Source organism: Curtobacterium sp. L6-1 (genome assembly GCF_018885305.1).
Lineage (GTDB): Bacteria > Actinomycetota > Actinomycetes > Actinomycetales > Microbacteriaceae > Curtobacterium > Curtobacterium aetherium.
Genome location: NZ_CP076544.1, coordinates 1,942,060 through 1,968,209 on the forward strand (window position 1 = coordinate 1,942,060; position 26,150 = coordinate 1,968,209).

A 26,150-nucleotide genomic window follows, 5' to 3' on the forward strand; every position below is an offset into this window, starting at 1 on the left:
CCCTCCCTGCCGCGTCCGTCGTCGCCCCGCCCGCGCTCACCAGGTCACCTCGCCCACCACGTGGATGCGGCACTCGGTCCCCGTGCGGGCACGGTCGCAGTGGTCGTCGACGTTCGCCAGGAACGTGCGGCCAGCCATGCCCCGGGCGACCGCGTGCAGCCGCTCGCGGTACGCCTCGCGCGACTCCGGGTCCAGGGCGCGCTGCGTCCGCTCGGAGTAGGCGCGCGTGCCCTTCGGGTTCTGCACGAAGACGAGTCGCGCGTCGGTCGTCTCCGAGCCGGCCGGCACCCCGTCGACTGCGCCGTCCGCCACGGCCAGCTGGTAGGCCGCGAGCTGCGGGTGGCCGGGCATGTCGTTCTTCTCGCTCGGCATCGAGCGCCCGGTCTTCAGGTCGACGATGCTGATCCGCCCCGCCGGGTCGACCTCGATCCGGTCGATGCTGCCGCGCACCCGGGCCGGGCCGGTCACGAGGGCGAACGAGGACTCCGCCCCGAGCAGGCGTCGCCCGGCGCTCGCGAAGGTCCGCAGGTAGTCGCTCAGCCCCTCGATCATGCGTCGGGTCCGGGCACGCTCACGGTCGGCGACCCACGGCGACTCGAACGTCAGCTCGTCCCACCGCTCCTCGACGCGCTGCCACAGCGACTCGACGTCCACCTCGACGGCGTGCTCCATCGCCTCGTGCACGATCGTCCCGATGCCCATCGCCGGACTCGGTGCTCCCCCGCCGAACGTCTGCGCGAACCAGTGCACCGGGCACTCCTCGAACGTGCCGATGCGCGAGGGCGACACGGACACCGTCGGCGGCACGGGCTCGCCGCTCCCCTCGGGCTCCTCGCCGACAGGGCCACCGGCGTCCGCGCCGCCCGCGTCCGCGCCGCGCGCAACGGTGCGGCCGCGGTCGTCGTCCGGCACGGTCGGCTCGGCGTCGAGGTCGACCAGCGGCGCGGCCGTCGTCGGTTCGGCGAGCCCGTACCAGTCGTCCGGCGCCGCCCCCGGCACGTCCTCGGCAGCCAGCCGGGCCAGGGCCGAGGCCGCCTCGTGGTCCCCCGTCGCCACCACCCGCCGTCGGAGCGACCCGGCCAACCCGCGCAGCGACAGCGGGTGCACGGACGGCTGCCGGTCCGGCGGCACCGGCACGAGGCGCACGAACGGCGAGGGGGACTCGTCGTCGTTCGCGACGGTCGCGATCACGACCTGTGTCGTCGCCCGCGACACCGCACGGGCGAACAGGCGGAGCTCGTCGCCGATCACCGCCGCCCGGTCGTCGGTCGGTGAGTGCGGGACGCCCGCAGCCGCCCGGACGAGGCCGTCCGGGTCGAGCAGGCTGCCGCGTACTCGGGTGTTCGGCCAGACCCCGTCCTGGAGGCCCGTCACCACGACGACGTCGCACTCCAGTCCGACCGTGGCCGAGGGGGTCAGCACGCGGACCCGTCCCGCGGTGCGGTCCGGCCCGATCGAGTCCTCGGGCAGGTCGGCGCCGAGGAGGTCGTCGACGAACACCCGCGCCGGGGCGTCCGGGGTGCGCTCGACGAAGCGCTTGGCGGCGGTGAAGAGCCCGACGACGGCGTCGAGGTGCCGGTCGGCCTCGGCGGCACCGACCCCGCCGGCCACGGACTGCCCGCGCCAGGTACTGGCCAGGCCGCTGCGCTCCCAGAGTCCCCAGAGGATCTCCTCGATGCTCGCCCCGGACTCGGCGTCGTGCCGGGCGTTCACGAAGCTCGTGGCCAGTCGTGCGGCTCGTCGGGCGAAGGCGGCGTCGATGGTGGCGAGCCGCTCGGGGGCGCCCAGCGCGTCGACGAGCAGTTCGTCGGCCGTTCGGGTCCCGCCGCCGGCCAGTTCCTCGCGGCGGAGCGCCAGCCGGAGTCGTCGGATTGCCAGGGTGTCGAGGCCACCGAGCGGACCCGTGGCGAAGGCGGTGGCGAGGTCCGCGTCGAGCGGCACGACCCCGAGGGCCACGGCCGCGGCGTCGACCAGGGCGCGGGAGGCCGGGTCGTCCCCGGGCCGGGTGGGGGCGGCCCCGGCGGTCGCGGGCACCTCGGCGACGGAGAGGGCCCGGACGAGCTCGGGGATCGCGGCGCCACTCCGGGTGACGACGACCATCCGGTGCCAGGGCACCCCGTCGAGCAGTCGGTGTTCGCGGAGGCGTCTCGCCACCGCGGCCACCATGGCGGACCGACTGGGCGCCTCCAGGTGCAGGACGGCGTCGGCGCGACCACGGGCCTCCCGGGCGACGGCGGCACGTTGCCGACCGGCGGCCGCCGTCCCGATGCGTCCCGTGATGCCGGTGACGAGGGTGCGGACCGGGCCGGCGTGCCGGTGCACGGTGCCGAGCACGATCTCCTGCACCCCGGTGACGCCGAGCCGCGGACCGAGCCGGCCGAGCACGTCGGGTTCCGCACCGCGGAAGGCGGAGGCGGCGATGTCGGGGTCACCGAACGCGACCACCTGCACGCCGGAGCGGGCGAGCGCACCGAGCAGCGCGATCTCACCCTCGACCAGTTCCTGCACGTCGTCGACGACGACCGTCCGCAGTGCGGCGACGGAGGGCGGCAGCTCCCCGCGGAGCACGGCGGCCGTCGCGAACGCGACGAGCTCGGCGGCGTCGAGGCTGCTGGCGCGGTACGCCGTGACGGTGGCCCGGTACTCGTCCACCAGGTCGCCGACGGCCCGCCACTCCGGGTGCCCGGTCTCGTCGCCGAGTTCGCGCATGTCGTCGGGTTCGACGCCGGCGGCGACGGCACGCATCATGAGGTCGCGCAGCGCCGTCCGGAACCCGGCGCGCTCCCGCACCACCGCGGTGATCGGTGCCGGCCAGTCCGGTCCGGTGCCGTCGAGTTCGTGCCCGGCCAACAGGTCGCCGAGGATGCGGTCCTGCTCCCCGCCGGTGAGGAGGGTCGGGGCGTCCTGTCCCTGCACGGACGCGGCGTGGGCGACGACCTGGAAGGCGAGCGAGTTGACCGTCCGGGCCAGGGCACCCGGCGTCACCCGGTCGACCGCGGCGGCCAGCCGGTCGCGCAGGGCGGTGGCGGCCACCCGCGCCGAGGTGAGGGCGAGCACCGTCGCGTGGCCCGCGGCGTCGACGGCGTCGGGCCGGGCGGACCGCTGGGCGACGAAGCGGGTCAGCGTGCTCGTCTTGCCCGTGCCCGGTGCACCGAACACGGCCGCGTGCACCCCGTCCGGGAGTGCCAGGACCGCCTGCTGTGCGGGGTCCGCGACGAGCGCGCGCGCCTCGGCGCCGAGGTCCGGCGCGGGCGTCAGGGTGGTCGGTGGCACGCTCGTACGGTACCCAGCCGGACCGACATCACGCACCGCCCGCGCCGTGCACCGGAGCGGGGTGTGCGCCGGCGGCGAACGCACCGGGCAGCCCCCGGGTGCTCGACTATGGTGAGGTCCGTGGACATCAAGATCGGCATCATCAACAGCCCGCGCGAGATCGGCTTCGAGACGGCACAGACCGCCGACGAGATCGAGACCGCCGTGTCCGAGGCCCTCGCGGCCAAGGCCACCCACCTGTCCCTCAAGGACGACAAGGGCCGCCGGTTCATCGTGCCGGTCGCGTCGCTCGCGTACGTCGAGGTGGGCTCCGAGGAGTCCCGCCGCATCGGCTTCGTCGCCTGACCCGCTCCCCGTGGAGCTCCTCTTCGCCGTCCTCGGCGGGATCCTCCTCGGGGCCGTCGCCCACGTGGTCGTGCCCTGGCGCACGACCCGTGGTGTGCTGATCGGCCCCGTGGTGGGCGGCATCGTGGCCGCCGTGCTCTGGGAGGCACTGACCTGGGCGGGGTGGCCGTACGACGGCACCTGGATCTGGGTCGTCGCGCTGCTCGGCTCGGGCTCGGTCGCGCTGGTGGTCGAGGTCGTCCTCGGGCGACGCCGCACCGCTGCGGACGAAGCGCACTACGAACGGCTGGTCGAGCAGGGCGCCTGACCGGGCCTGTCCGCAGGACCGGACGGTGCTGCTGGCCTGCGCTGTCGCCGGCTCGGGGTGCTTCCGCCCGGGCTGCTGGCCGACCGTGTCAGGCCGTGAGCCCGAGCGCGTCCATCCGCCGGGTGTGGGCTGCGATGAGCTCGGTCCAGACCGGCTCGAGCCGTTCCTGGTCCTCCCGGGCGTGCGACGCGAGGGCCGAGCGTGCCACGAGCAGCGTGTCGCCCACGAGCCGTCGTCCCCACATCGCGAGACGGGACGCGACGACCGGGTCCTCGTCGATCCGGGCCGTGAGCTCCTCGACGACCGCGGGCTCCTCACGCGCGTCGAACACCGTGCGCAGGCGCTGCCGGACGTCGGCGGGCAGCGAACGGAGCAGGTTCGCGAACAGGTCGTTCAGGATGCCGGCGGTCACGTAGCCGGTGAGCATGGACTCGTACCAATCCGCACCGCTGGTCCGCTCGAGGAACCGGTCGATCGCCTCGCGGTGGGGAGCCATCAGGTCGGCCGGCTCCTTGCCGCCGCGCTCGATCTCCGCCACGATGGCACGGTGCCGCTCGAGAGCGGTCGTCGCGAGCACCCCGGTGACCAGACGGCCCGAGAGCGTCGGCGCACCGGCGCCGGCACGGCCCATCGTCTCGTACAGCGACAGCTGCAGGTAGGCGGCCTGGCCGAGGTAGACGTCCAGCTCCGGGCTGACGTCGTCGAGCTGCAGACGCTCGACGGTCCCGCTGCGCGGGTTCCGCGACGCGAGCCAGGCTGCAGCGAGCTGCCCAGCACGCTTCCGGTTCCACCACGACACCACCCGCCCAGCATACGGGTCGGGTGATCCTCCTCCGGCACGTCGGTAGACTGGCCCGGACTCCTCCCCACGAACAGGGTGAACTTCTTGACTTTCTCAGAACTCCAGATCGAGCAGGACATCGTCGATGCGCTCGCGAGCAAGGGCATCATCGAGCCCTTCCCGATCCAGCAGCAGACGATCCCGCTCGCCCTGACCGGCCAGGACATCATCGGTCAGGCCAAGACCGGTACCGGCAAGACCTTCGGGTTCGGCCTGCCGCTCATCCAGCGCATCGGCGCCGACCCCGGCCCCGGTGTGAAGGCGCTCGTCGTCGTCCCCACCCGCGAACTCGCCGTGCAGGTGTCCGAGGACCTCGAGTCCGCCATGGTCAACCGCCCGACGAAGCTCGTCTCGATCTACGGCGGCAAGGCGTACGAGGGGCAGGTCGAGCAGCTCAAGGCCGGCGCCCAGATCGTCGTCGGTACGCCGGGTCGTCTCATCGACCTGCAGCGGCAGCGCCTCCTCGACCTGTCGCACGTGCAGGAGATCGTCCTCGACGAGGCCGACCGCATGCTCGACCTCGGCTTCCTGTCGGACATCGAGCGCATCTTCCAGGCGGTCCCCGAGGTGCGGCACACGATGCTGTTCTCGGCGACCATGCCCGCGCCGATCGTGGCCCTCGCCCGCCGCTTCATGTCGCGCCCGGTGCACATCCGCGCGACCGACCCCGACGAGGGTCTGATGCAGGCGAACATCAAGCACGTCATCTACCGCGCGCACTCGCTCGACAAGGACGAGGTCATCGCCCGCATCCTGCAGGCCGAGGGTCGCGGCAAGACCGTCATCTTCACGCGCACCAAGCGTGCCGCCGCCCGCATCGTCGAGGAGCTGAAGGACCGCGGCTTCAACGCCGCCGCCGTCCACGGTGACCTCAACCAGGAGCAGCGCGAGCGTGCGATGGCCGCCTTCAAGGCCGGCAAGCGCGACGTCCTCATCGCCACCGACGTCGCCGCCCGCGGCATCGACGTGGACGACGTCACGCACGTCATCAACCACACGATCCCGGACGACCCGGACACGTACCTGCACCGCGCCGGGCGCACCGGCCGTGCGGGCAAGACCGGCATCGCGGTCACGTTCGTCGACTGGGACGACCTGCACAAGTGGACGCTGATCGACAAGGCGCTCGAGTTCGGCATCCCCGAGCCCGTCGAGACGTACTCGTCCTCCCCGCACCTGTTCACCGACCTGGACATCCCGGCCGGTACGAAGGGCCGCCTGCCCGGCACCTCGCCGCGCGCCGCGACCGCGGGTGCCGACAAGCCGGCCTCCGGTTCGAGCGCCGGTGGGTCGCGCTCGCGCAGCCGCACCCGGTCGGGAGGCTCGGACCAGTCCGCCTCGCGCCGCACCTCGGGTGACCGCCCGGCTCCGGAGCGCACCGCTCCGACCGACGCAGCCGCGCCCGCGGACGCGTCGGCGACGACGGCTGCTCCGGCCGCCGGCGAGGAGTCGACGGACGGGGCCGCCAAGCGGCGTCGCCGCCGCCGTCGCCGCGGCGGCAGTGGCTCGTCGGAGGCGACCACCTCGGCACCGCAGGGTTCCTCGGACGGCGAGTAGCGCCTCCAGGCCGACGGCCCCGTCACGATCACTCGTGGCGGGGCCGTCGTCGTCCGTCGGCGCGGTGCTCGTCGGCGACACCGTCGTCGACGCGACACTCCGGCGCCGATCGCGCGCGGCCGTCTGTCGCTCTCGCGGCGGAGTCGTCCGTCTCCGTCGCACACCGGTGCCGCGACGGCGGTGTCGCGCGACTGATCGCGGCTAGGTGAGGGGTGAGCCGGCGCCGACGACCGGGGCGCTGCCGGTGGCCTGCTCGACGATGGTGTCGAACGAGCGGCGGACGGTGCGGTGCTCACCGAGGCGGTTCGGCTTGCCGGTGCCGTGGTAGTCGCTCGACCCCGTGACGAACAGGCCGTAGCGCTCCGTCCAGTCGAGCAGGGTGCGCTTGCCCGAGGCGAGGTTCTCGCGGTGGTCCACCTCGAGGCCGCCGAGTCCGGCGTCGACCAGTTCGGAGAGCATCGGCTCGTCGATGACGATCCCCCGCGAGGACGCCGCCGGGTGCGCGATGACGGGGACGCCGCCGGCCGCGCGGATCATCTCGACGCCACGGAGCGGGGTCGGGGCGTCGTGCGGCTCGTAGTAGCCCGAGGACGGGTGCAGGATCCCGCGGAACGCCGCGCTGCGGTCGGTTTCGAGGCCGAGGCGGACGAGCGCGTCGGCGATGTGCGGGCGGCCGATGGTCGCGCCGGCGGTCGCCTCGGCGAGGACGTCGTCCCACGTGATCGGGTGGTCCTGGCCGATGCGGTCGACCATGCTCCGGGCACGGGTGAGCCGGTCGCTGCGGATCCGGTCGGTCTCCGCGGCGAGGGCCGGGTCCGTCGGGTCGACCAGGTACCCGAGGACGTGCACGCTGCGCCAGCCGACGCGCGTGCTCAGTTCGAGGCCGGGCAGGAGCGTCATCGGCAGGTCGCGGACGGCGGCGGCGGCCTCGGCCCACCCGGCCGTCGTGTCGTGGTCGGTCAGCGCGATGCCGTCGAGCCCGCTGGCTGCTGCCGCGCGGACCAGGTCGGCAGGCCGTTCGGTGCCGTCGGAGACGCTCGAGTGAGCGTGCAGGTCGATGAACGCTTCAGGCACGCGGCCATGCTATCCACAGGTCACCCGCTGGTCGGACGCTGTTCACAGACCGCACCGGCATCGGACCAGGCGCCGGTGGGCGGTGCGATGATGGGAGGCATGGCCGACACCACTCCCCGCGCGACGAGCAACCGCTCCACCACTCCCGGATCGTCCACCTTCAAGGACCACATCGCCTCGAGCTGGGCGGAGCGGGACCGCCCGCTGCCGGAGCCGCGCGAGCAGGCCGCGTTCGCCGCCGACCGTCGTGCCCGGCTGTCCGAGCTGCACACCGGCCGGACGATCGTGGTCCCCGCGGGTCAGGCGAAGGTCCGCTCGAACGACTGCGACTACCCGTTCCGTCCGCACTCCACCTTCGCCCACCTGACCGGGTGGGGCACCGACACCGTCGTCGGGTCCGTGCTCGTCCTCGCGCCGAACGGCAGCGGCCACGACGCCACGCTGTACTTCCGTGCGACGGCGGGCCGCGACTCCGAGGAGTTCTACGCCAACCCGGAGATCGGCGAGTTCTGGGTCGGTCCGCGTCCCTCCCTGGCCGAGGTCGCTGCCGACCTCGGCATCGCGACGGCCGACCTCGGCGGACTCGACGCCGCCCTCGCCGACCTCGACGCCTCGGTACTGGTCGTCCGCGACGCCGACACCGAGTTCACCCGCGCCCTCGACGACCGGTTCGGCACGACCGTCGGCGGCGACGCGGGAGCGGACGACACCGCTGCGACCGACGACGTCCTGTCCCGCGACCTCTCCGAGTTGCGCCTCGTGAAGGACGCCTACGAGGTCGCCGAGATGCGCAAGGCCGTCGACGCCACGCAGCACGGCTTCGACGACGTCATCGCGGACTTCGACGCCGTGCTCGCGCACCCCCGCGGCGAGCGCATCGTCGAGGGCACCTTCAACCGCCGGGCGCGCGCGGACGGCAACACGGTCGGCTACGACACGATCGCCGCCGCCGGGCACCACGCCTGCATCCTGCACTGGACGCGCAACGACGGCGCAGTGCAGCCGGGTGACCTGATCCTGATCGACGCCGGGGTCGAGGTCGACTCGTTCTACACGGCCGACATCACCCGCACCCTGCCGGTCAGCGGCACCTTCTCCCCCGTGCAGCGGATGGTCTACGAAGCCGTCCTCGAGGCCGCCGACGCCGCCTTCGCGATCGTCAAGCCGGGCATCACCTTCCGCCAGGTGCACGCCACCGCGATGGAGGTCATCGCGCGCAAGACCGCCGAGTGGGGCTTCCTGCCGGTCTCCGCCGACGAGTCGCTGCTGCCCGACAACCAGTTCCACCGCCGCTACATGGTGCACGGCACGAGCCACCACCTCGGCCTCGACGTGCACGACTGCGCGAAGGCCCGTCGAGAGATGTACCTCGACGGCATCGTCCAGCCCGGCATGGTGTTCACGATCGAGCCCGGCCTGTACTTCCAGCAGGACGACCTGACCGTGCCCGAGGAGTTCCGCGGCATCGGTGTCCGCATCGAGGACGACATCCTGGTGACCGAGGACGGCGCCGAGAACCTGTCCGTGCACATCCCCCGGACCCCCTCGGAAGTGGAGGGGTGGATCGCCCGGTCCGCGCGCTAGCCTGGGCCTCGTGAGCGCTGAAGCCCCCTCGGACACCTTCCTCATCGACGTCGAGCACTTCGACTCGCCCGACGCCCAGCGGCTCCGTGCGGCGCAGCGCATCGAGATCGACAGCACGTACGGCGGGGACACCGAGCCGGGGCCGAAGCCGACCGCCGACTCCATCGCGGTGTTCTTCGTCGCGCGTGACCAGTCCGGCACCCCGGTCGGCTGCGGCGGCCTGCGGATCGTCGAGGACGGCATCGCCGAGGTGAAGCGCATGTACGTCCGTACCGAGACCCGTGGCACGGGCGTCGCCGCGGCGATCCTGCGTCGCCTGGAGGAGGCCGCTCTGGACCTGGGGTCACCGGCACTCGTCCTCGAGACCGGCACGGAGCAGAAGCGCGCGATCCGGTTCTACGAGCGCGAGGGCTTCACGCGCATCGCGAACTTCGGTCCGTACGCGGGCGCTGCCCGGTCGGTCTGCTACTCGAAGGTCCTCTAGCAGCACCCACGGTTGCGTCCGTTGCCACGGACGACGACGGGCTCCCCCACGATGTCGTGCATCGTCGGGGAGCCCGTCGTCGTCTACGCCCGGTCGCCGGCTCCGGCGGACCCGGGCGGCACCGGAGGTGTCAGTCCCGGCGGTCGCCGTCCGCCCCCTGGTCACCGTTCGCCGGCCGGTCCGCGTCGTCGGTGCCGGTGCGGTCTGCCACGGGGGCCTGCTCGCCGTAGCGCGGCCCGTCGTTCGTCCCGTATGTCCGGGCGGTACCGGTCGGGCGCTGTGCCGGTGCGTCCGTGTCGGCGTCCGTGGTCGAGCGGGCGGCGCCGTCGTTCGTGCCGTACCGGGGAGCGGTGGTCCCTCGCGAGGCGGCGGCCGTGCTGTCCGACGCGACACGCGCGCCGCCGTCGTTCGTCCCGTAGCGCGGGGCGTCGTCCGTCCCTGCGCCCGGTGCTGCACCGGCACGGTCGCCCGCGGCCATGCTGCCGTCGTACCGCCGCCCGTCGTTCGTGCCGTACCGCGGCCCGTCGTTCGTGCCGTACCGCGGCCCGTCGTTCGTGCCGTACCGCGGCTGGCCGCCCTGTTCCTGCCCACCGGCCGAGGCCGGACGCTGCCCGGCGTCACCACCCTGCTGCCGGTCGCGTGCCGGCTGCTGCTCCGCGCCTCCCGGCTGGTGCGGCGTCGCGTGCCCGCCGTAGGGCGCCCCCTGCGGCGGCGCACCGGCCGGGCGACCCTGCTGCGGCGCCTGGCCGTACTGTGGGCCGCCGTCCTGGCCGTACCGCGGGCCGCCGTCCTGGCCGTACCGCGGAGCCCCGCCGTTCTGTCCGTACCTCGGCCCGCCGTCCTGGGGAGCCCCACCCGGCTGGCCGTACCCGGGCGCGCCACCGGTGCCCGGACGCCACTGCTGCTGCCCGGACTGCCCGAGCTGCCCCTGGTCGTTGCGCCCCGGACCGCCACCCTGGCCGGGACCGAAACCCTGACCGAAGCCCTGGCCCGCACCCTTGCCGGACGGGCTCGCGCCGCCCTGGTCCCACGACGTGTGCTCGATCGCGCCGCCCTGGCCGAGGAGGCGCTGCGCCTGCCCGGACAGCTGCGGGTCGACGACGATCTGGTACGTCGTCGCGAGCACCTGGTGGATGCTCGTGAAGTCGCGCTGCCGCTTCGTGATCGCGAACGAGACGATGCCGTAGAGCATGCCGAAGCCCGCGCCGATGACGGCCGCGGCGGCGAAGAGCCCGCCGGCCTGCGGCGAGAAGAGCGTCAGGACGATGCCGAAGAAGAAGCCGAGCCAGAGCCCGGACAGCGCACCCGCGAGTGCGGCCCGGCCGTAGGTCATCTTGCCGGTGACCCGCTCGACGGTCTTGAGGTCGTTGCCGACGATGGACAGCTTGGCGACCGGGAAGTCCGCCTCGGCGAGCTTCGCGACCACGCGCTGGGCTTCGGGGTAGCTGTCGTAGGTGCCGAGGACGTCACCGCGCGGCAGGGTGGGGAACGCCTGTGCCGTGCGGCCGCCGAAGGGGCTCTGAGTGCTCACACAGTCATCATCCACCGGAGTCCTTGCGATCACACGAGAACCACCCGGGAAGGGGCGGCGAGCGGTCCCGGGCGAGCGACTACGCTGGACGGGTGAGCGCCTCGAAGGTCTTCGTCGCCCGCCTCGCCGGGTGCTCCGTCTTCGACCCCGCGGGCGACCGTGTCGGCAGGGTGCGTGACGTCCTCGTCGTGTACCGCCGCGTCGACGCGCCCCAGGTCGTCGGGTTGATCGTCGAGGTCCCCGGCAAACGGCGGATCTTCGTGAGCATCGGCCGCATCACGTCGATCGGCGCCGGCCAGGTCATCACGACCGGCCTGGTCAACATGCGGCGCTTCGAGCAGCGCGGCGGCGAGGTCCGGGTGATCGCGGAGATCCTCGGCCGCAAGGTGCTCATCAAGAAGGAGCAGATCCGGGCCACGATCGAGGACGTCGCGATCGAGGACCACGGGCAGGGCGACTGGTCCATCGCGCAGCTGTTCCTCCGCAAGCCGAAGACCACGCCGTCGCCGTTCGGCAAGGGCCCGACGACGTTCACGACCTGGAACGAGGTCACCGAGGACGAGCTGCCCGGCGAGTCCCAGTCGGCCGAGCACGTCATCGCCGCGTACTCCGACCTGCTGCCCGCCGACCTCGCGTCGACGCTGCTCGACCTGCCCGCCGAGCGCCGCTTCGAGGTGGCCGAGGAGCTGCCGGACGACCGCCTCGCCGACGTGCTCGAGGAGATGCCCGACCAGGAGCGCATCGAGATCCTCTCCGCCCTGCGGGACTCGCGCGCCGCCGACGTGCTCGACCAGATGCAGCCCGACGACGCCGCCGACCTCCTCGCGCAGCTCCCGGACGAACGCAGCGAGGCACTCCTCGAGCTCATGGAGCCCGAGGAGGCGCAGGACGTCCGCATGCTGCTCGAGTACGAGCCGGACACGGCCGGTGGCCTCATGACGACGGAGCCGGTCATCCTGTCCGCCGACTCCACCGTCGCCGAGGGGCTGGCCCTGGTGCGCCGGCACGAGCTCGCCCCCGTGCTCGGCGCCGCGGTCTGCGTGACGCTGCCGCCGTACGAGCCCCCGACCGGCCGGTTCCTCGGGTTGGTGCACTTCCAGCGCATGCTCCGGTACCCGCCGAACGAACGCCTGGGCACCCTCATCGACCAGCAGACCGAGCCGGTCAAGGTCGACGCGAGCGCCGCCGAGGTGACGCGCGTGATGGCGACCTACAACCTCCTGTCCGTCCCCGTGGTCGACGACGCCCACCGACTCGTCGGGGTGGTGACCATCGACGACGTCCTCGACCACGTCCTCCCCGACGACTGGCGGAGTCAGGACGAGTCCGACGCCAACCCCGGCGCGAACTCGCGACCCCGCACGTACACGCGCAGAGCACCGGTGACCCCGGGAAGGAGGACGACCCGTGGCACGCACCGATGAAAACCGCCGGGAGCGACCCGAGGAGCGCCTCGACTCCCCCAAGGGCATGCGCACCCGCGTCCTGCCCACCCGTCGCCGTGGTCGCGGTGACGCGTTCGGTCGTGCCACCGAGGGCATCGCACGTGCGATGGGAACGCCCTGGTTCCTGATCGGCCTGACGCTCTTCTGCGTGCTCTGGATGGGCTGGAACACGCTGTCCCCGAAGTCGTGGCAGTTCGACTCGGCCGCGATCGGCTTCACCGCCCTCACCCTCGTGCTCTCGCTGCAGGCCTCGTACGCGGCGCCGCTCATCCTGCTCGCGCAGAACCGGCAGGACGACCGCGACCGCGTGCAGTTCGAGCAGGACCGGCAGCGCGCCGAACGGAACCTCGCGGACACCGAGTACCTGGCGCGCGAGGTCGTCGCCCTCCGCCTGGCGATGCGGGACATGGCGTCCAAGGACTTCATCCGCGCCGAACTGCGCTCCCTGCTCGAGGAACTCGACCGCCGCGACGGCGACCCGGAGGACCTCGACGACCTGGACGACCGGGGCCACGGCCTCGACCGACCGGTGTCGCGTGGCTGACGCCGCCACACCGGAGGACCTGCTCGGCACTGCCGTCCTCGCTGCGCTCGGCCGGGTGATCGACCCCGAGATCCGCCGTCCCGTCACGGAGCTCGACATGATCCGCGGCGTCGACGTCCAGCCGGGAGGCGCGGTGCGCGTCGACCTGCAGCTCACGATCGTCGGGTGCCCGGCCGCCGACACCATCGAGCGCGACGTGCACGACGCCGCCGCGTCGGTCGCCGGCGTCTCCGCCGTCGCGGTGGACGTCGACGTGATGTCCCCCGCCCAGCGCGCCGCCCTGACCGACCGCCTGCGCGCCGGGCGACCGAAGGGCGTGCAGTTCACGCCCGACTCGCTCACACGGGTCGTCGCGGTGACGAGCGGCAAGGGCGGCGTCGGCAAGTCCACCGTCACGGCGAACCTCGCGGCGGCCCTGGCCCGACGTGGACAGCGTGTCGGGATCGTCGACGTCGACGTGCACGGCTTCAGCATCCCCGGGCTGATGGGCTTGACCGACGAGCACGGTGTCGCCCCGCGGCCGACCCGCGTCGACAGCATGATCCTGCCGCCGGTCGCGCACGACGTGAAGGTCGTCTCGATCGGGATGTTCGTCGACGACGTGTCCACCGCGGTGTCCTGGCGCGGCCCGATGCTGCACCGCACCGTGAACCAGTTCCTGTCGGACGTGTGGTTCGGGGACCTCGACGTCCTGCTGCTCGACATGCCGCCCGGCACCGGGGACGTGGCGATCTCGGTCGGGCAGCTGCTGCCGCACGCCGAGGTGCTCGTCGTCACCACGCCCCAGGCCGCCGCTGCCGACGTGGCCGAGCGGAGCGGGATCGTCGCGCGGCAGACCGGTCAGCGGGTGATCGGCGTCGTCGAGAACATGGCGGGGCTCGTGCAGCCCGACGGTTCGGTGCTGCACCTCTTCGGCGAGGGCGGCGGGGACGAGACCGCGCGTCGGCTCTCCCGCGGGCAGGACGCCCCGGTGCCGGTGCTCGGCCGTGTCCCGCTCTCGGTGCCGCTGCGTGCCGGGGGCGACACGGGCCTCCCGGTCGTGCTCGGCGACCCGGCCGACCCGGCTGCCGTCGCGCTCGACGCGGTGGCGGAGCGGCTCACGGCGATGGGTCGTGGCCTGGCGGGGCGCAAGCTCGGCCTGTCGCTCTCCTGACCCGGGAACCCCGGGTCGGCCCGGCCTGGCCTCGCCTGGATCGGACCGAGCACCGAACGGCCCACGGTCCGGGAGCCGTCGCGGTCGCCGGACCTGTCAGGTGGCCTCGGAGTCGAACGGCGCCGCCTCGCCCGCCCCGAGCGGCACGATCGGCGCAGGAGCGCGGACCTTCGCCGCCGTGACGGTCGCCGCCGTCGCAGCAGCCGCGCCCGACGACGGTGAGTCGAGCAGGGCGTCCCGGATGATCCGGCGCGGGTCGTACTGACGCGGGTCGAGCTTCTGCCAGTCCACGTCGTCGAAGTCGGGGCCCATCTCCTCGCGCATCCGGTCCTTGGCACTGTCGGCGAACCGGCGGACGGCCTTGACGAAGTCGGCGAGCTTCTGGGCGTAGACGGGCAGCCGCTGCGGCCCGAGCAACAGCACGGCGATGACCCCGATGATCAGGATCTTGTCGAGCTGGATGTTCACGGGAGCGAGCCTAACGCGTGGAGTCGGCGAGTCACCCGTAGAGTTGACCGACGAGGAGTGTGCGTGTCAGAGAAAGACTCGAACTGGAAGTTCGCGGAGGACATCGTCTCCGAACCCGACGGTGTCGCCCGTGCGCGGGAACGCTCCCTCGAGCTCGGGGTCGAACCGGTGTCCCCGGCGATCGGTGCGCAGATGAGCGTCATCGCCGCGGCGTCGCGCGCGACGAGCATCATCGAGATCGGGACGGGCCTGGGCGTCTCCGGGCTGTACCTGCTCGCGGGTGCGCCCGACGCCACCCTGACGACGATCGACGTCGAGATGGACCACCAGCAGGACGCCCGCGACGCCTTCATCGCCGCGGGCACCGCCCCGGGCCGTGTCCGCCTCATCCCAGGCCGCGCCGCCCAGGTGCTGCCGCGGATGAACGACGCGAGCTACGACGTGGTGCTCATCGACGCCGACCCGGAGCACGTCATCGAGTACGTCGAGCACGGCCTGCGCCTGGCGAAGACCGGCGGCACCGTCCTCGTGCCGCACGCCCTGTGGCGCGGGAAGGTGGCCGACCCGGTCAAGCGCGACCGGGCGACGACCGACTTCCGCCTGCTCCTCACCGAGGTGTCAACCTCCGGCGCGGTCCGCAGCGCCCTGTCCCCCGCGGGCGACGGGCTGCTGCAGATGACGAAGCTCACCGCCTGACACCGTCGGCCCGTGGCCGCGTCACCCGAGGTGGCGCAGGTAGCGTGCCGGGTCCTGCAGGAACGCCCGGTGGTCCCGCACGAGGTCCAGGTCGGCCCACTCGGAGCGCCGGAGTCCCCACTCCCCCACCTCGATGACGGTCGCGTCCGGGAACGCCGCCAGCACGGGCGAGTGGGTCGAGAGCACGACCTGGCCGACGCCGTCCTCGACGATGGACTGCAGGAGCGCGACGAGCGTCAGGCACCCGGAGAACGACAGCGCCGACTCCGGCTCGTCGAGCAGCCACAGCCCGGGCCACCGCGCACGGTCGATGACGAAGTCCAGGAACGACTCGCCGTGGCTGCGCTCGTGGAACACCGGCTCCGGTCGGCTGAGGTTCGGGTGCTGCTCGAGGTAGGTGAAGAACCCGTGCATGGTCTCGGCGCGCAGGAAGAAGCCGCTCCGCGCCGCCCCGAAGTCGCGCTCCAGGCGGATGTGCTCCCACAGCGAGGACTCGGACGGGCGCGTCGAGTGGCCGGAACCGGTCGACCCGCCCTCCGGCGCCATGCCGAACGCGAGCGCGATCGCCTCGACCAGCGTGGACTTGCCGACGCCGTTGTCGCCGACCAGAACGGTCACGGGCCCGAGGTCGAACCCGTCGTCGAGCACCTGACGCACCGGGGGCAGGGTCGCCGGCCACTCGTCGCGGGGCATCGGGTCCGGGTCGAGGTACTCCACGATGCGGCGGACCGGGAGGTTGCGGACGCGGTCACGGGGCACGTGACCATCATGGCTGCCGCGACCGACAGCCTCCCGGCGGACGCACGGAGGGCCCGGGGCGTACGCGTCCCGGGCCCTCCGTGGTGGTGCGTCGACGAACTAGGCCGAGACGACCTCTGCCAGTGCGTCGTGGAGTTCCTTGGCCTCGGCGTCGTTGACCGAGACCACCAGACGGCCTCCACCTTCGAGCGGAACCCGCACGATGATGAGTCGACCCTCCTTGACAGCCTCCATCGGCCCGTCGCCGGTCCTCGGCTTCATCGCTGCCATCAGATGTCCCCTTTCGTGCAGTACGAACAGGGGCCATTATCCCGTAGACAGGCGTGACTGCGAAACTGCCCAGGTCGGGGGTGTCCACCACGGACCGCCGCGGGGCCCGTGGCAGGGGTCACGGCGGTGTCCAGTCGTACCCGTCGACCCACCAGCAGAAGTACAGCCAGGTCCACTGGAGCACCACCGCGAGGACCACCGTCGCGACCCGGTACACGCGCGACCGCGGCAGTGCCACGACGCCGAGCAGCGGGGCGATCGGGAGCAGGATCCGCCACGTGCTGGACTGTGGGAAGAACACCGCGAGCAGGTAGACGAGGTACGCGACACCCCACAGGCGCAGCTCGAGCCCGATGCGTCGGGCGGCCGGCTGGAACACCACCGCGGCGAACCCGACGAGCACCACCACGAGCAGGATCGTGCCCGCCGGCTGCCGGAACCACCAGCCGAACCCCTGCACCCAGGGCGTGAACGGCACGAGTTCGCTCCAGCCGATGTACGACGACCGCCAGGCGAGCTCGGTGTCGGTGTACGCCCTCGGCACCCCGGTGACCGCCCACGCGATCGCCGGCCAGGCCAGCCCGACGAGCCCGGAGACGACCGCGACCACCGTCGGCGGCACCGCGGTGCGCAGCGTCAGGCGCTCGGGCATCCGGAGCAGGGCCGGGCGGAGCACCCCGACCAGGACGAACAGCACCATGAGGAGCGAGAACGCCAGCCCGGTCGGCCGGGTGATGCCGAGGAGCAGCACGACCGGCAGCATCGTCCAGAACCGGCGCTGCACGAGCAACAGCAGCGCGAGGAGCAGGAGCAGGAGCCCCATCGCCTCGGCGTACGCGACCTGGAACATCACCGAGACGGGGGCGACGCAGAACAGCACGGTCGCGAACGTCGCGCGTGTGGGGTCGAGGAACCGCCCCATCAGCCGCCGGAACACGAGTGCGGCACCCCACCCGGCCAGCAGGGACACCCACACCGCCACGAACTCGAACGACGCCCCGGTGACGGTCATCAGCGCCCGGACCGTGAACGGGTACGCGGGCATGAAGGCCCAGGCGTTCTCGGTCACGTGCCCGGCGGCGTCCACGGGCAGCGTCGAGGGGTACCCGGTCGCGGCGATCACCCGGTACCAGGCGCCGTCCCAGATCGAGGCGAACGACAGGTACGACGGGTGCTGGACGGTGAACGAGTTCGCGGTCTGGATCCGCGCGAAGCCGGACATGAGCACGGTCGTCAGCACCCGGGAGAGCGCGTAGACCACGGTGATCCGCAGCCACCAGGGCAGGAGCCGCCACCGGACGACGACCCAGGTCAGCGCCGCACGCGTCGGCCGGGTACGCGCCACGGCCGAGGAGGCGGTGGTCACGCCGTCAGCCACCGCCGCAGCCCGTCCTCGACGGCCGTGATCTGGGCGACGGGGACCTGCTCGTCGTCGTGGTGCGCGAAGACCGGCTCGCCCGGCCCGTAGTTGACCGCCGGGACGCCGAGCGCCGAGAACCGGGCGACGTCCGTCCAGCCGTACTTCGGCCGCGGGGCGGGACCGCCGACGGCCGCGACGAACTGCTGCGCCAGCGGGGCGTCGAGCCCCGGGCGGGCGCCGGCGGCCAGGTCGACGATGGTCACGTCGTAGCCGTCGAAGAGCTCGCGGATGTGCGCCACGGCCTCGTCGGCGGAGCGGGAGGGCGCGAAGCGGTAGTTGACGTGCACCATGGCCTCGTCCGGGATGACGTTGCCGGCGATCCCGCCCGAGATGCCCACCGCGTTCAGTCCCTCGCGGTACTCGAGGCCGTCGACGGTCACGGTACGGGGCTCGTACGCGGCCAGGGTGGCCAGGATCGGAGCCGTCTTGTGGATCGCGTTGTCGCCGATCCAGCTCCGGGCGCTGTGCGAGCGCTTGCCGGAGGTGCGGACCTCGGCGCGGAGGTTGCCGTTGCAGCCGCCCTCGATCTGCGCGCCGGACGGCTCACCGAGGATCGCGAAGTCGCCGGCCAGCAGCTCCGGACGGGTCCGTGCCAGTCGACCGAGGCCGTTCAGCGCGTCACTGACCTCCTCGTGGTCGTAGAAGACCCAGGTCACGTCGACGTTCGGCGCGACGAGGTCGACGGCGAGCTTGAGCTGCACCGCGCACCCGGCCTTCATGTCGACCGTGCCGCGACCCCAGAGGATCTCGGTGCCGTCCTCGGTGGTGCGGAACTCCGTCGGCAGGTTGTCGTTCAGGGGCACGGTGTCGATGTGCCCGGCGATCACCACGCGGCGCCCCCGACCCAGGTCCGTCCGCGCGACGATCGCGTCGCCGTCGCGGACCACGTCGAGGTGCTCCAGCGGCGCGAGGGCGGCCTCGATCGCGTCGGCGAGGGCGCCTTCGTTCCCGGACACCGACTCGATGTCGCAGATCGCGCGGGTGATGTCGATGGACGAGGCGGAGAGGTCGAGCGGCTGCGGCATGCGGTCACCCTACCGGCCACCCCTGGCGACCGGCGGGCACGGCTGGACGACCCCTCAGGAGGCCCGTCCCGACCCGGCAGCGTCCGTCCAGCCGGTCGGGTGGTCCGGTCCCACGCCTCGGTACCCTGGTGCCGTGACCGACACCACCGCCGCCGCCACCGACCGCCCGACGCACGCCTGGGGCCACGGCCTCGCGACGATCGCCGCCGACGGCACGACGCTCGACACCTGGTTCCCGGAGACCCACCTCGGCACACGACCGGCCGACGCCGCGGTGCCGGCCGACCTGCGGGCCGCGGCCGGCGAGGACCCGCGACGCGAGGTCCGGCTCGAGGTCGTCACGGTCGAGATCGCGGTCGACGACGCCCCCGCGAGCACCTCGGACGCCTACCTGCGTCTCCACCTGCTGAGCCACCTGCACGTGCGCCCGAACGAAATCGCGCTCGACGGGGTGTTCGGCCACCTGCCGACCGTCGCGTGGACGAACGCCGGCCCCGTGCACCCGGACGCCCTCACGCGGCTCCGCCCGGCCCTGCAGCGCGCCGGCATCGCCGTGCACGCGATCGACAAGTTCCCGCGGCTGGTCGACTACGTCGTGCCCGAGCGGGTCCGGATCGCCGACGCCTCCCGGGTCCGCCTCGGCGCCCACCTCGCGCCGGGCACGACCGTCATGCACGAGGGCTTCGTCAACTTCAACGCGGGCACCCTGGGCGAGGCGATGATCGAGGGCCGCGTCTCGCAGGGCGTCGTGGTCGGCGACGGCACCGACATCGGCGGCGGCGCCTCGATCATGGGGACCCTGTCGGGCGGCGGCACGCACCGCGTCCGGCTCGGCGCGCGGGCCCTGCTCGGGGCGAACGCGGGCCTCGGCATCTCGCTCGGTGACGACTCCGTGGTCGAGGCCGGTCTCTACGTCACCGCGGGCACGAAGGTCGTCCTGGTCGGCGCCGCACCGGGCCCGGACGGCACGCCCCGCACCGTCAAGGCCGCGGAGCTCTCGGACGCGCCGAACGTCCTGTTCCGCCGCAACTCGCTCACGGGTGCGGTCGAGGCGCTGCAGCGGAAGGGCGAGGGGATCCAGCTCAACACGGCGCTGCACGCGTAGCCGCGGGGCGCCGCGCGCCCCGCGGTGCACCCGACCGCCTGGAGGCCCGGTGCCGGACCGTGGGACCGGCACCGGGCCTCCAAGCGGTGCGGTGGTGCGTCAGCGCCTCAGCGCTGCGGCAGCTGCCGTTCCGGGGAACCGACGTAGAGCTGCTGCGGGCGGCCGATCTTGTTGAGCGGGTCGTTGTTGAGCTCGCGCCACTGGGCGATCCAGCCCGGCAGGCGACCGATCGCGAACAGCACCGTGAACATCCGCGGCGGGAAGCCCATCGCCTTGTAGATGATGCCCGTGTAGAAGTCGACGTTCGGGTAGAGCTTCCGGCTGACGAAGTACTCGTCCTCGAGCGCGATCTGCTCGAGCTCCTTGGCGATGTCGAGCAGGTCGTCCTGCACGCCGAGGGCCTCGAGGACCTCGTCGGCGGACTCCTTCACGAGCTTCGCGCGCGGGTCGTAGTTCTTGTAGACGCGGTGCCCGAAGCCCATGAGCTTGACCCCGCGCTCCTTGTTCTTCACCCGCTCGACGAACCGCGTGACGGGCTCGCCCGAGTCCTTGATCTGCTGGAGCATCTCGAGCACGGCCTCGTTCGCGCCGCCGTGCAGCGGACCGTACAGGGCGTTGATGCCGGCGGAGATCGAGGCGAACATGTTCGCCTTCGTCGAGCCGACCAGGCGCACCGTCGCGGTGGAGGCGTTCTGCTCGTGGTCCTCGTGCAGGATGAGCAGCCGGTCGAGTGCCTTCGAGAGCACCGGGTCGGGCTGGTACGGCTCGGCCATCGTGCCGAAGTTCAGCCGGAGGAAGTTGTCGACGAACGACAGGCTGTTGTCCGGGTACAGGAACGCCTGGCCGACCGCCTTCTTGTGCGCGTAGGCGGCGATGACCGGCAGCTTCGCGAGGAGCCGGACGGTCTGCAGTTCGACCTTCTCGGGGTCGTCGACGTCCATGTCGTCCTCGTAGTAGGTCGACAGGGCGCTCACCGCGCTGGACAGCACCGACATCGGGTGCGCGGAGTGCGGCAGTGCGTCGAAGAGCCGGCGCAGGTCCTCGTGCAGGAGCGTGTGCCGGCGGATGCGGCTGTCGAACGCCTCGAGCTCGGACGGGCTGGGGAGCTCGCCGTAGATGAGCAGCCAGGCGACCTCGAGGAACGTGCAGTTCGACGCGACCTGGTCGATCGGGTACCCGCGGTAGCGCAGGATGCCCTGGTCGCCGTCGATGTACGTGATCGCGCTCTTCGTCGAGCCGGTGTTCACGAAGCCGTAGTCGAGCGTGTTCATCCCGGTCTGCTTCTTGAACGTCGAGATGTCCACGGTCGAGGCGCCGTCGACGCTCGGCAGGATCGGGAACTCCGCCTGCCCGCCCGGGTACGTCAGCGTGGCCGTCTCGGCCACCTGGTCGGCGCCGGGGCTCACGGGGACGGGCGTCGTGGGCGGTGTGGCCGTCTTCTGAGCGTCGTTGGCAGTGTCAGTCACGCTGACAGCCTAATCGCGGCGGCTGTCGGTCCGGTACAGGGCGGCTACCGGTTGTTGGTGCGGAACCACGGTTGCGCGGATGCGACGGCGGTGGGCGGACCCGGACGGGAGGCCCGTCAGCCGCCCGCCACGCGGCCGGCGCTGGCCAGCCGCTGGGCCGCGGCGGCGATGCGGTCGTCGGTCGCGGTGAGGGCGACGCGGACGTGCTCGGCCCCCGCTGCCCCGTAGAACGTGCCCGGTGCGACGAGGATGCCGCGCTCGGCGAGCCAGGCGACGGTGTCGAGTGCCGGTTCGCCGCGGGTGGCCCAGAGGTACAGCCCGGCGCCGCTCGCGTCGATCCGGAAGCCCGCGCGCTCGAATGCCGTCCGGAGCACGTTCCGCCGGCTGCGGTAGCGGTTCTTCTGCTGGCGGACGTGGGTCTCGTCCTCGAGCGCGACGACCATCGCCTGCTGGACGGGCAGCGGCGGCATCATGCCGGTGTGCTTGCGGATCGCCAGCATGTCGGCGAGGAGGTCCGGGTCGCCCGCGACGAACGCGGCACGGTAGCCGGCCAGGTTCGACTGCTTCGACAACGAGTAGACGCTGAGGACCCCGGTCAGGGAGTCGCCGACGACGCGCGGGTCGAGGATCGTCGGGGTCGGTGTGGTGTCGTACGGGGCGTCCCACCCGAGTTCGGCGTAGCACTCGTCGCCCACGATGACGGCGCCGAGCTCCCGCGCTCGCGCGACGGCGGCACGGAGCTGCTCGATCGAGAGGACGCGTCCGTCGGGGTTGCCCGGCGAGTTCAGCCAGACGAGCTTCGTGCTCGCGGGCCAGGTGGCGGGGTCGTCGGCGGCCAGAGCCTCGGCGCGGACGAGTGCCGCACCCAGTTCGTACGTCGGGTAGGCGGCCTCGGGGAAGACGACGGTGTCCCCCGGGCCGAGGCCCAGCCAGAGCGCGAGCCCGGCGATGAACTCCTTCGAGCCGATCGTGGGCAGGACGTGGTCGGCGGTGAGCTGCACGCCCTGCCGACGGCCGTACCAGGCGGCGATCGCCTCGCGCAGGGCGGGGGTGCCGGCGACCTGCGGGTAGGCGTGGGCGTCGGTCGCCTCGGCCAGGGCGCGGCGGACCACGTCGGGCGTCGGGTCGACGGGGGACCCGACGCTGAGGTCGACGATGCCGCCCTCGTACGCCGTCGCCCGCTCCTTGTACGGAGCGAGCTGGTCCCAGGGGAAGTCGGGCAGGTCGAGCGCCACCGGGGTCAGGCCCGGGGCTGGGCCATGACGACCGGGTGGTCCGCGTGGATCACGCCGACCTTCGCGGCACCACCGGGCGAGCCGATCTCGGAGAAGAACTCCACGTTCGCCTTGTAGTAGTCCGCCCACTCCTCGGGAGGTCGTCCTCGTAGTAGATGGCCTCGACCGGGCAGACCGGCTCGCACGCACCGCAGTCGACGCACTCGTCGGGGTGGATGTAGAGCGACCGGTCACCCTCGTAGATGCAGTCCACCGGGCATTCGTCGATGCACGCGCGGTCCTTGACGTCGACACAGGGCTGGGCGATCACGTAGGTCACGGTCGGGGTGCTCCCTTCGAACTGAGCGAGTGCGAGTCTACCCGTGCGTCGCTGCGACTTCCGGACCGGCGGTCCGTCGCCGGGTCCGTCGCCCGCAGTCCGGACAGGTCCGGCCAGGCGAGCACGAGCATCGCGACGACCGCCGGGCCGAAGGTCCAGACGTACCCGGCGGCGTTCGCGAGGACGAGCGGCGAGCTCTGTCCGGCGACCGCGACGAGCACCTGCGTGGCCAGGATGACGCCGACCCCGAGGGCCGCGACGAGCACCCGGGAGCGGTAGAGCAACCGGACGCCCACGACGAGCCCGATGACGACGAGCGTCGTGAGGACCATGCCGATCGGCGCTGTGCTCCACGACCCGAGCGCGACGGTCTGCTGGTGCGTGATGGTCCCGAACCCGCCGACGAGCACGCCCACGACCGCAGCCACGACGACCGCAGCGGCCCGGCCCGGACCGGACATCTCGGCGAAGGTCTCCGGCGCGGTCGGGGCCGGCGGCGCGTCGTGCCGGAAGCCCTCGACCGCGGGCACCTCGTTCCGGACGCCGTGCGGCATGACGTACGACAGCGACGACGGGTCCTGCGGGTCGGCGGGGTCGACGGTGACCTGGCTCCGGTACTGCTCGAGCGCGGCGCGCACCTTGCCGCGGACGGGAAGCACGTCGACCGTGACGTCGGCGCCGCCGGACGCCGCGTCGACGATCATCGAGAACGCGACCTCCTCGGCGCGGGCGGCGAATCGGGCGGCGGCGTGCACGCGGACGTGGTCGGGGTGGCCGTAGCCGCCGTCGTCGGCGTAGCTGACGACCGCGTCGGCGCCGGTCGACCGGATCGCCGCACGCACGTCGTCGACGACCTCGCCCAGGTCCGCCCGGGTGAGCGAGTCGTCCGGCGCGTCACCGGCCGCGGTCGCGCGGCCGTCCGGGCCCCACTGCATGCCGGAGTCCGTGTAGCGGCGCTCGGGCAGGTCGGTGGGACGGGCGCCCGGGCCGCCGAGCCACAGGTGGTCCGGGCCACCGAGGGCCGCGAGCGCTGCGGCGATCTCGGTCTCGCGGTGGGCCGCGATCCGTGCACCGTTCCCGGCGATCGGTGCGAGCTCTGCCGTGAGCACCTCGCCGCGCTCACCCCGGGTCGCGGAGAGGACGGTCACGTGCGCGCCGAGCTCGAGGAGCGTGGCGATCGTGCCGCCGGACGACAGGGTCTCGTCGTCGGGGTGCGCGTGGACGAAGAGGACGCGCTCGGGGCGTGTGACCGGTGCCGTGGACATCGCGACCAAGCGTACGGGAGGCGTCCGGGAGCCGGGTGCCCGCGGTGGGCACCCCGTCCGCCCAGCGGCCAGGACCGCCTCCGGCCCGGACCGCCTCCGGTCCGGTCGTCCCGCGGCCCGGTGCTCCTCCGGTCAGCGGGTGGTGACGATGTACGTCGCGGTGGCGCCGCCGTCGGCCGCCGAGAACGTCAGGACGACGCGGTGGTCGTCGCTCCGGAAGATGCCGAAGGCGCTCGACGTGTCCGCGCGCTCGGCCGACTTCGTGAAGCCGGCGTCGGCGAGCTGGCCCGCCGCCGCGGCGAAGTCGTCGACGGACGCCGTCCGCACCTGCACGACCCACCCGGACCCGGCCGGTCCGGAGCCGCCGCCGAGGACCGTGCCGTCGACCAGGGGCACCGACGACGACGGGAAGCCGTCGGGCACCTGGCCGTCGCTCGTCACGTGCGCACCCTTGAGCGCCGTGTCCAGCGCGCCGTCGATGCCCCCGGCGACGTTCGCCATGCCCTGCTGGATCGCGGCGCCGTCGATGCCCTCGACCCCCTCGGAGACGGACGACGCCACCGAGGAGCCGAGGTCCGTCGCCTGCCGCACGGCGTCCGAGGAGCACGCGCTCAGGCCCGCGAGGGCGATGCCGGCGGCGACGGCGGCGGTGAGGGAGGAACGGATCGGGTGACGCATGCGGGTACCGTAACCGGCCGGACGCCGGACTCGTGGAGCGTTCGCTGGGAAGTCGCCGCGCCGCCGCTCAGGACAGGTACGCGCGGGTGCCGGCGACGAGGGCGTCCACGCCGACGGGGATCGACGTCTCGGCCTGCGGTGCGTAGAACGGCGAGTGGTTGCTCGGGATGTCGGCGCCGTCGCGGAACAGCTGCGGGTCGGTGATGCCGGTGAACCAGTAGACGATCGGTGCGCCGGCCGCGGTGGCGAGCTGGCCGACGTCCTCGGACGCCATCGCCAGGCCGGACTCCATGTCCACGGCGCTGGGCACGACGGCACGGAGCGCCTCGAGGACGACCGCCGCCTGCGCCGGGTCGTTGACCAGGACGTCGGCACCGGGTGCGCGCTGGATCGTCGGGGCGGCCAGTCCCCCGGCCTCGCTCTCGGCACGGACGATGCGCTCGATCGAGGCGATGATCCGCTCGCGGGTCTCCTCGTTGCGGGCGCGGGTCGAGATCTCGATGACCGCGGTGTCCGGGATGATGTTCGGCCGGGTGCCGGCGTGGAACGCGCCGACCGTGACGACGCCGGCGTCGCTCGGGCCGACCTCGCGCGACACGATCGTCTGGAGCCGGACCACGGCGGAGGCGGCGGTGACGATCGGGTCGAGCGACGCCTGCGGTGCGGAGCCGTGCGCCCCGCGGCCGTTGAACGTCACGGTGAACCGGTCGCTCGAGGCCATCACGGCGCCGGAGCCGACCGCCACCATGCCGACCGGCGCCGGGGCGGAGTGCTGGCCGAGCACGACGGACGGGGTCGGGAAGCGCTCGACGAGGCCGTCCTCGATCATCGCCCGGGCACCCGAGATGACCTCCTCCGCCGGCTGGAACACCGCGACGACCGTGCCGCGCCACTCCGGCGCGGTGGCGACGAGCCGCTCGAGGGCACCGAGCAGCCACGTGACGTGGATGTCGTGGCCGCAGGCGTGCATGGTCGGGCCCTCGTTGCCGTCCTCGTCGGTCCCGCGGTGGGTACTCGCGTAGGACAGCCCGGTGCGCTCCTGCACGGGCAGGCCGTCCATGTCGGCGCGGAGCCACACGACCGGACCGTCGCCGTTCTCGAGGACACCGACGACCCCGGTGCCGCCGACGCCGGTGGTCACCGTGATCCCGCCGATCTCGGCGAGACGGTCCGCGATGACACCCGCGGTCCGGTGCTCCTGGAAGCCGAGCTCCGGGTGGGCGTGCAGGTCCTGGTAGATCGAGAGCAGGTCGAGAGTCACCCGTCCACCGTATCCCCCGCTCCGGACACCTCCGGCACGGACGCC

24 protein-coding genes and 1 pseudogene are annotated in these 26,150 nt (G+C 73.0%); 10 read left to right on the top strand and 15 right to left on the bottom strand.

Annotated features, from left to right (window positions below; translation table 11 throughout):
- Positions 1-36: 36 nt before the first annotated feature.
- Positions 37-3,273 (bottom strand): UrvD/REP family ATP-dependent DNA helicase, encoded by a 3,237-nt coding sequence (locus tag KM842_RS08815; protein WP_216257618.1) that lies wholly within the window; start codon positions 3,271-3,273, stop codon positions 37-39.
- A 120-nt stretch (positions 3,274-3,393) separates the two neighbouring features.
- Between KM842_RS08815 and KM842_RS08820 the strand changes: the two genes are divergently transcribed.
- Both KM842_RS08820 and KM842_RS08825 read left to right on the top strand, forming a co-directional pair.
- Positions 3,394-3,618, top strand: a complete 225-nt coding sequence (locus KM842_RS08820; protein WP_110823695.1) for a DUF3107 domain-containing protein — start codon at positions 3,394-3,396, stop codon at positions 3,616-3,618.
- A 10-nt stretch (positions 3,619-3,628) separates the two neighbouring features.
- Positions 3,629-3,925: a hypothetical protein gene (locus KM842_RS08825; protein WP_216257620.1), complete on the top strand. Its 297-nt coding sequence runs from the start codon at positions 3,629-3,631 to the stop codon at positions 3,923-3,925.
- An 88-nt stretch (positions 3,926-4,013) separates the two neighbouring features.
- Here KM842_RS08825 and KM842_RS08830 read toward each other — a convergent pair whose 3' ends face one another.
- Complete coding sequence (locus KM842_RS08830) at positions 4,014-4,724, bottom strand: ferritin-like fold-containing protein (protein ID WP_253206058.1); 711 nt, start codon at positions 4,722-4,724, stop codon at positions 4,014-4,016.
- 87 nt (positions 4,725-4,811) lie between these two features.
- Between KM842_RS08830 and KM842_RS08835 the strand changes: the two genes are divergently transcribed.
- Positions 4,812-6,323, top strand: coding sequence for a DEAD/DEAH box helicase (locus KM842_RS08835; protein ID WP_216257622.1), 1,512 nt, complete (start codon positions 4,812-4,814; stop codon positions 6,321-6,323).
- Positions 6,324-6,524: 201 nt separating this feature from the next.
- On the opposite strand, the gene KM842_RS08840 is transcribed toward KM842_RS08835, so the two are convergent.
- On the bottom strand, positions 6,525-7,397 hold the full coding sequence (locus KM842_RS08840) for a PHP domain-containing protein (protein ID WP_216257624.1): 873 nt from the start codon (positions 7,395-7,397) through the stop codon (positions 6,525-6,527).
- Between the two features lie 99 nt (positions 7,398-7,496).
- Here KM842_RS08840 and KM842_RS08845 point away from each other — a divergent pair, with 99 nt between their 5' ends.
- The gene (locus KM842_RS08845) at positions 7,497-8,981 is read left to right on the top strand and encodes an aminopeptidase P family protein (protein WP_216257627.1); all 1,485 of its coding nucleotides are present in this window, start codon (positions 7,497-7,499) and stop codon (positions 8,979-8,981) included.
- 10 nt (positions 8,982-8,991) lie between these two features.
- Positions 8,992-9,465 (top strand): GNAT family N-acetyltransferase, encoded by a 474-nt coding sequence (locus tag KM842_RS08850; protein ID WP_216257628.1) that lies wholly within the window; start codon positions 8,992-8,994, stop codon positions 9,463-9,465.
- 130 nt (positions 9,466-9,595) lie between these two features.
- Here the strand turns inward: KM842_RS08850 and KM842_RS08855 are convergent, their stop codons facing one another.
- Positions 9,596-10,996, bottom strand: coding sequence for a general stress protein (locus KM842_RS08855; protein WP_216257631.1), 1,401 nt, complete (start codon positions 10,994-10,996; stop codon positions 9,596-9,598).
- 92 nt (positions 10,997-11,088) lie between these two features.
- Between KM842_RS08855 and KM842_RS08860 the strand changes: the two genes are divergently transcribed.
- From KM842_RS08860 to KM842_RS08870, 3 genes are read left to right on the top strand one after another with little or no spacing between them, the layout of a single operon-like run.
- Complete coding sequence (locus KM842_RS08860) at positions 11,089-12,420, top strand: magnesium transporter MgtE N-terminal domain-containing protein (protein ID WP_216257633.1); 1,332 nt, start codon at positions 11,089-11,091, stop codon at positions 12,418-12,420.
- A 46-nt stretch (positions 12,421-12,466) separates the two neighbouring features.
- Positions 12,467-12,985 (top strand): DUF1003 domain-containing protein, encoded by a 519-nt coding sequence (locus KM842_RS08865; RefSeq protein WP_216262268.1) that lies wholly within the window; start codon positions 12,467-12,469, stop codon positions 12,983-12,985.
- Positions 12,978-14,138: an Mrp/NBP35 family ATP-binding protein gene (locus KM842_RS08870; RefSeq protein WP_216257635.1), complete on the top strand. Its 1,161-nt coding sequence runs from the start codon at positions 12,978-12,980 to the stop codon at positions 14,136-14,138. The genes KM842_RS08865 and KM842_RS08870 overlap by 8 nt, the downstream gene beginning before the upstream one ends.
- A gap of 96 nt (positions 14,139-14,234) precedes the next feature.
- On the opposite strand, the gene KM842_RS08875 is transcribed toward KM842_RS08870, so the two are convergent.
- Complete coding sequence (locus KM842_RS08875; protein WP_216257637.1) at positions 14,235-14,606, bottom strand: twin-arginine translocase TatA/TatE family subunit; 372 nt, start codon at positions 14,604-14,606, stop codon at positions 14,235-14,237.
- Between the two features lie 63 nt (positions 14,607-14,669).
- Between KM842_RS08875 and KM842_RS08880 the strand changes: the two genes are divergently transcribed.
- Complete coding sequence (locus KM842_RS08880) at positions 14,670-15,302, top strand: O-methyltransferase (protein ID WP_216257639.1); 633 nt, start codon at positions 14,670-14,672, stop codon at positions 15,300-15,302.
- A 21-nt stretch (positions 15,303-15,323) separates the two neighbouring features.
- Here the strand turns inward: KM842_RS08880 and KM842_RS08885 are convergent, their stop codons facing one another.
- The 4 genes from KM842_RS08885 to dapE form a co-directional block, all read right to left on the bottom strand.
- Entirely contained in the window at positions 15,324-15,995 is a 672-nt protein-coding gene (locus KM842_RS08885; RefSeq protein WP_216262270.1) for an AAA family ATPase, read from the bottom strand.
- Positions 15,996-16,160: 165 nt separating this feature from the next.
- Complete coding sequence (locus tag KM842_RS08890) at positions 16,161-16,331, bottom strand: DUF3117 domain-containing protein (protein ID WP_017887054.1); 171 nt, start codon at positions 16,329-16,331, stop codon at positions 16,161-16,163.
- 118 nt (positions 16,332-16,449) lie between these two features.
- Positions 16,450-17,697, bottom strand: coding sequence for a hypothetical protein (locus KM842_RS08895; RefSeq protein WP_253206059.1), 1,248 nt, complete (start codon positions 17,695-17,697; stop codon positions 16,450-16,452).
- A complete protein-coding gene (gene dapE / locus KM842_RS08900) occupies positions 17,694-18,776 on the bottom strand; it encodes a succinyl-diaminopimelate desuccinylase (RefSeq protein ID WP_216257644.1) in 1,083 nt (360 codons plus the stop codon). Before dapE ends, KM842_RS08895 begins: the two co-directional genes overlap by 4 nt.
- A gap of 133 nt (positions 18,777-18,909) precedes the next feature.
- Here dapE and dapD point away from each other — a divergent pair, with 133 nt between their 5' ends.
- A complete protein-coding gene (gene dapD / locus KM842_RS08905; RefSeq protein WP_253206060.1) occupies positions 18,910-19,881 on the top strand; it encodes a 2,3,4,5-tetrahydropyridine-2,6-dicarboxylate N-succinyltransferase in 972 nt (323 codons plus the stop codon).
- 107 nt (positions 19,882-19,988) lie between these two features.
- Here dapD and KM842_RS08910 read toward each other — a convergent pair whose 3' ends face one another.
- The 6 genes and pseudogenes from KM842_RS08910 to KM842_RS08935 form a co-directional block, all read right to left on the bottom strand.
- Positions 19,989-21,287, bottom strand: a complete 1,299-nt coding sequence (locus tag KM842_RS08910) for a citrate synthase (RefSeq protein ID WP_216262278.1) — start codon at positions 21,285-21,287, stop codon at positions 19,989-19,991.
- A gap of 176 nt (positions 21,288-21,463) precedes the next feature.
- Positions 21,464-22,582, bottom strand: coding sequence for a succinyldiaminopimelate transaminase (gene dapC / locus KM842_RS08915; RefSeq protein ID WP_301183782.1), 1,119 nt, complete (start codon positions 22,580-22,582; stop codon positions 21,464-21,466).
- Positions 22,583-22,587: 5 nt separating this feature from the next.
- Positions 22,588-22,901 (bottom strand): annotated as a pseudogene (gene fdxA, locus KM842_RS08920) (ferredoxin).
- Positions 22,898-24,166: a PIG-L family deacetylase gene (locus tag KM842_RS08925; protein ID WP_216257649.1), complete on the bottom strand. Its 1,269-nt coding sequence runs from the start codon at positions 24,164-24,166 to the stop codon at positions 22,898-22,900. The pseudogene fdxA and the gene KM842_RS08925 overlap by 4 nt, the downstream one beginning before the upstream one ends.
- 132 nt (positions 24,167-24,298) lie before the next feature.
- Entirely contained in the window at positions 24,299-24,844 is a 546-nt protein-coding gene (locus tag KM842_RS08930; protein WP_216257652.1) for a hypothetical protein, read from the bottom strand.
- 67 nt (positions 24,845-24,911) lie between these two features.
- Positions 24,912-26,105, bottom strand: a complete 1,194-nt coding sequence (locus KM842_RS08935) for an amidohydrolase (RefSeq protein ID WP_216257654.1) — start codon at positions 26,103-26,105, stop codon at positions 24,912-24,914.
- Positions 26,106-26,150 lie beyond the last annotated feature (45 nt).

Coding starts and splice junctions, on each gene's coding strand:
- KM842_RS08845 (WP_216257627.1), top strand. CDS start 7,497: ATGGCCGACACCACTCCCCGCGCGACGAGCAACCGCTCCACCACTCCC.
- KM842_RS08865 (WP_216262268.1), top strand. CDS start 12,467: ATGCGCACCCGCGTCCTGCCCACCCGTCGCCGTGGTCGCGGTGACGCG.
- KM842_RS08885 (WP_216262270.1), bottom strand. CDS start 15,995: ATGCCCCGCGACGAGTGGCCGGCGACCCTGCCCCCGGTGCGTCAGGTG.
- KM842_RS08890 (WP_017887054.1), bottom strand. CDS start 16,331: ATGGCAGCGATGAAGCCGAGGACCGGCGACGGGCCGATGGAGGCTGTC.
- dapE (WP_216257644.1), bottom strand. CDS start 18,776: ATGCCGCAGCCGCTCGACCTCTCCGCCTCGTCCATCGACATCACCCGC.
- KM842_RS08925 (WP_216257649.1), bottom strand. CDS start 24,166: ATGTCCACGGCACCGGTCACACGCCCCGAGCGCGTCCTCTTCGTCCAC.
- KM842_RS08930 (WP_216257652.1), bottom strand. CDS start 24,844: ATGCGTCACCCGATCCGTTCCTCCCTCACCGCCGCCGTCGCCGCCGGC.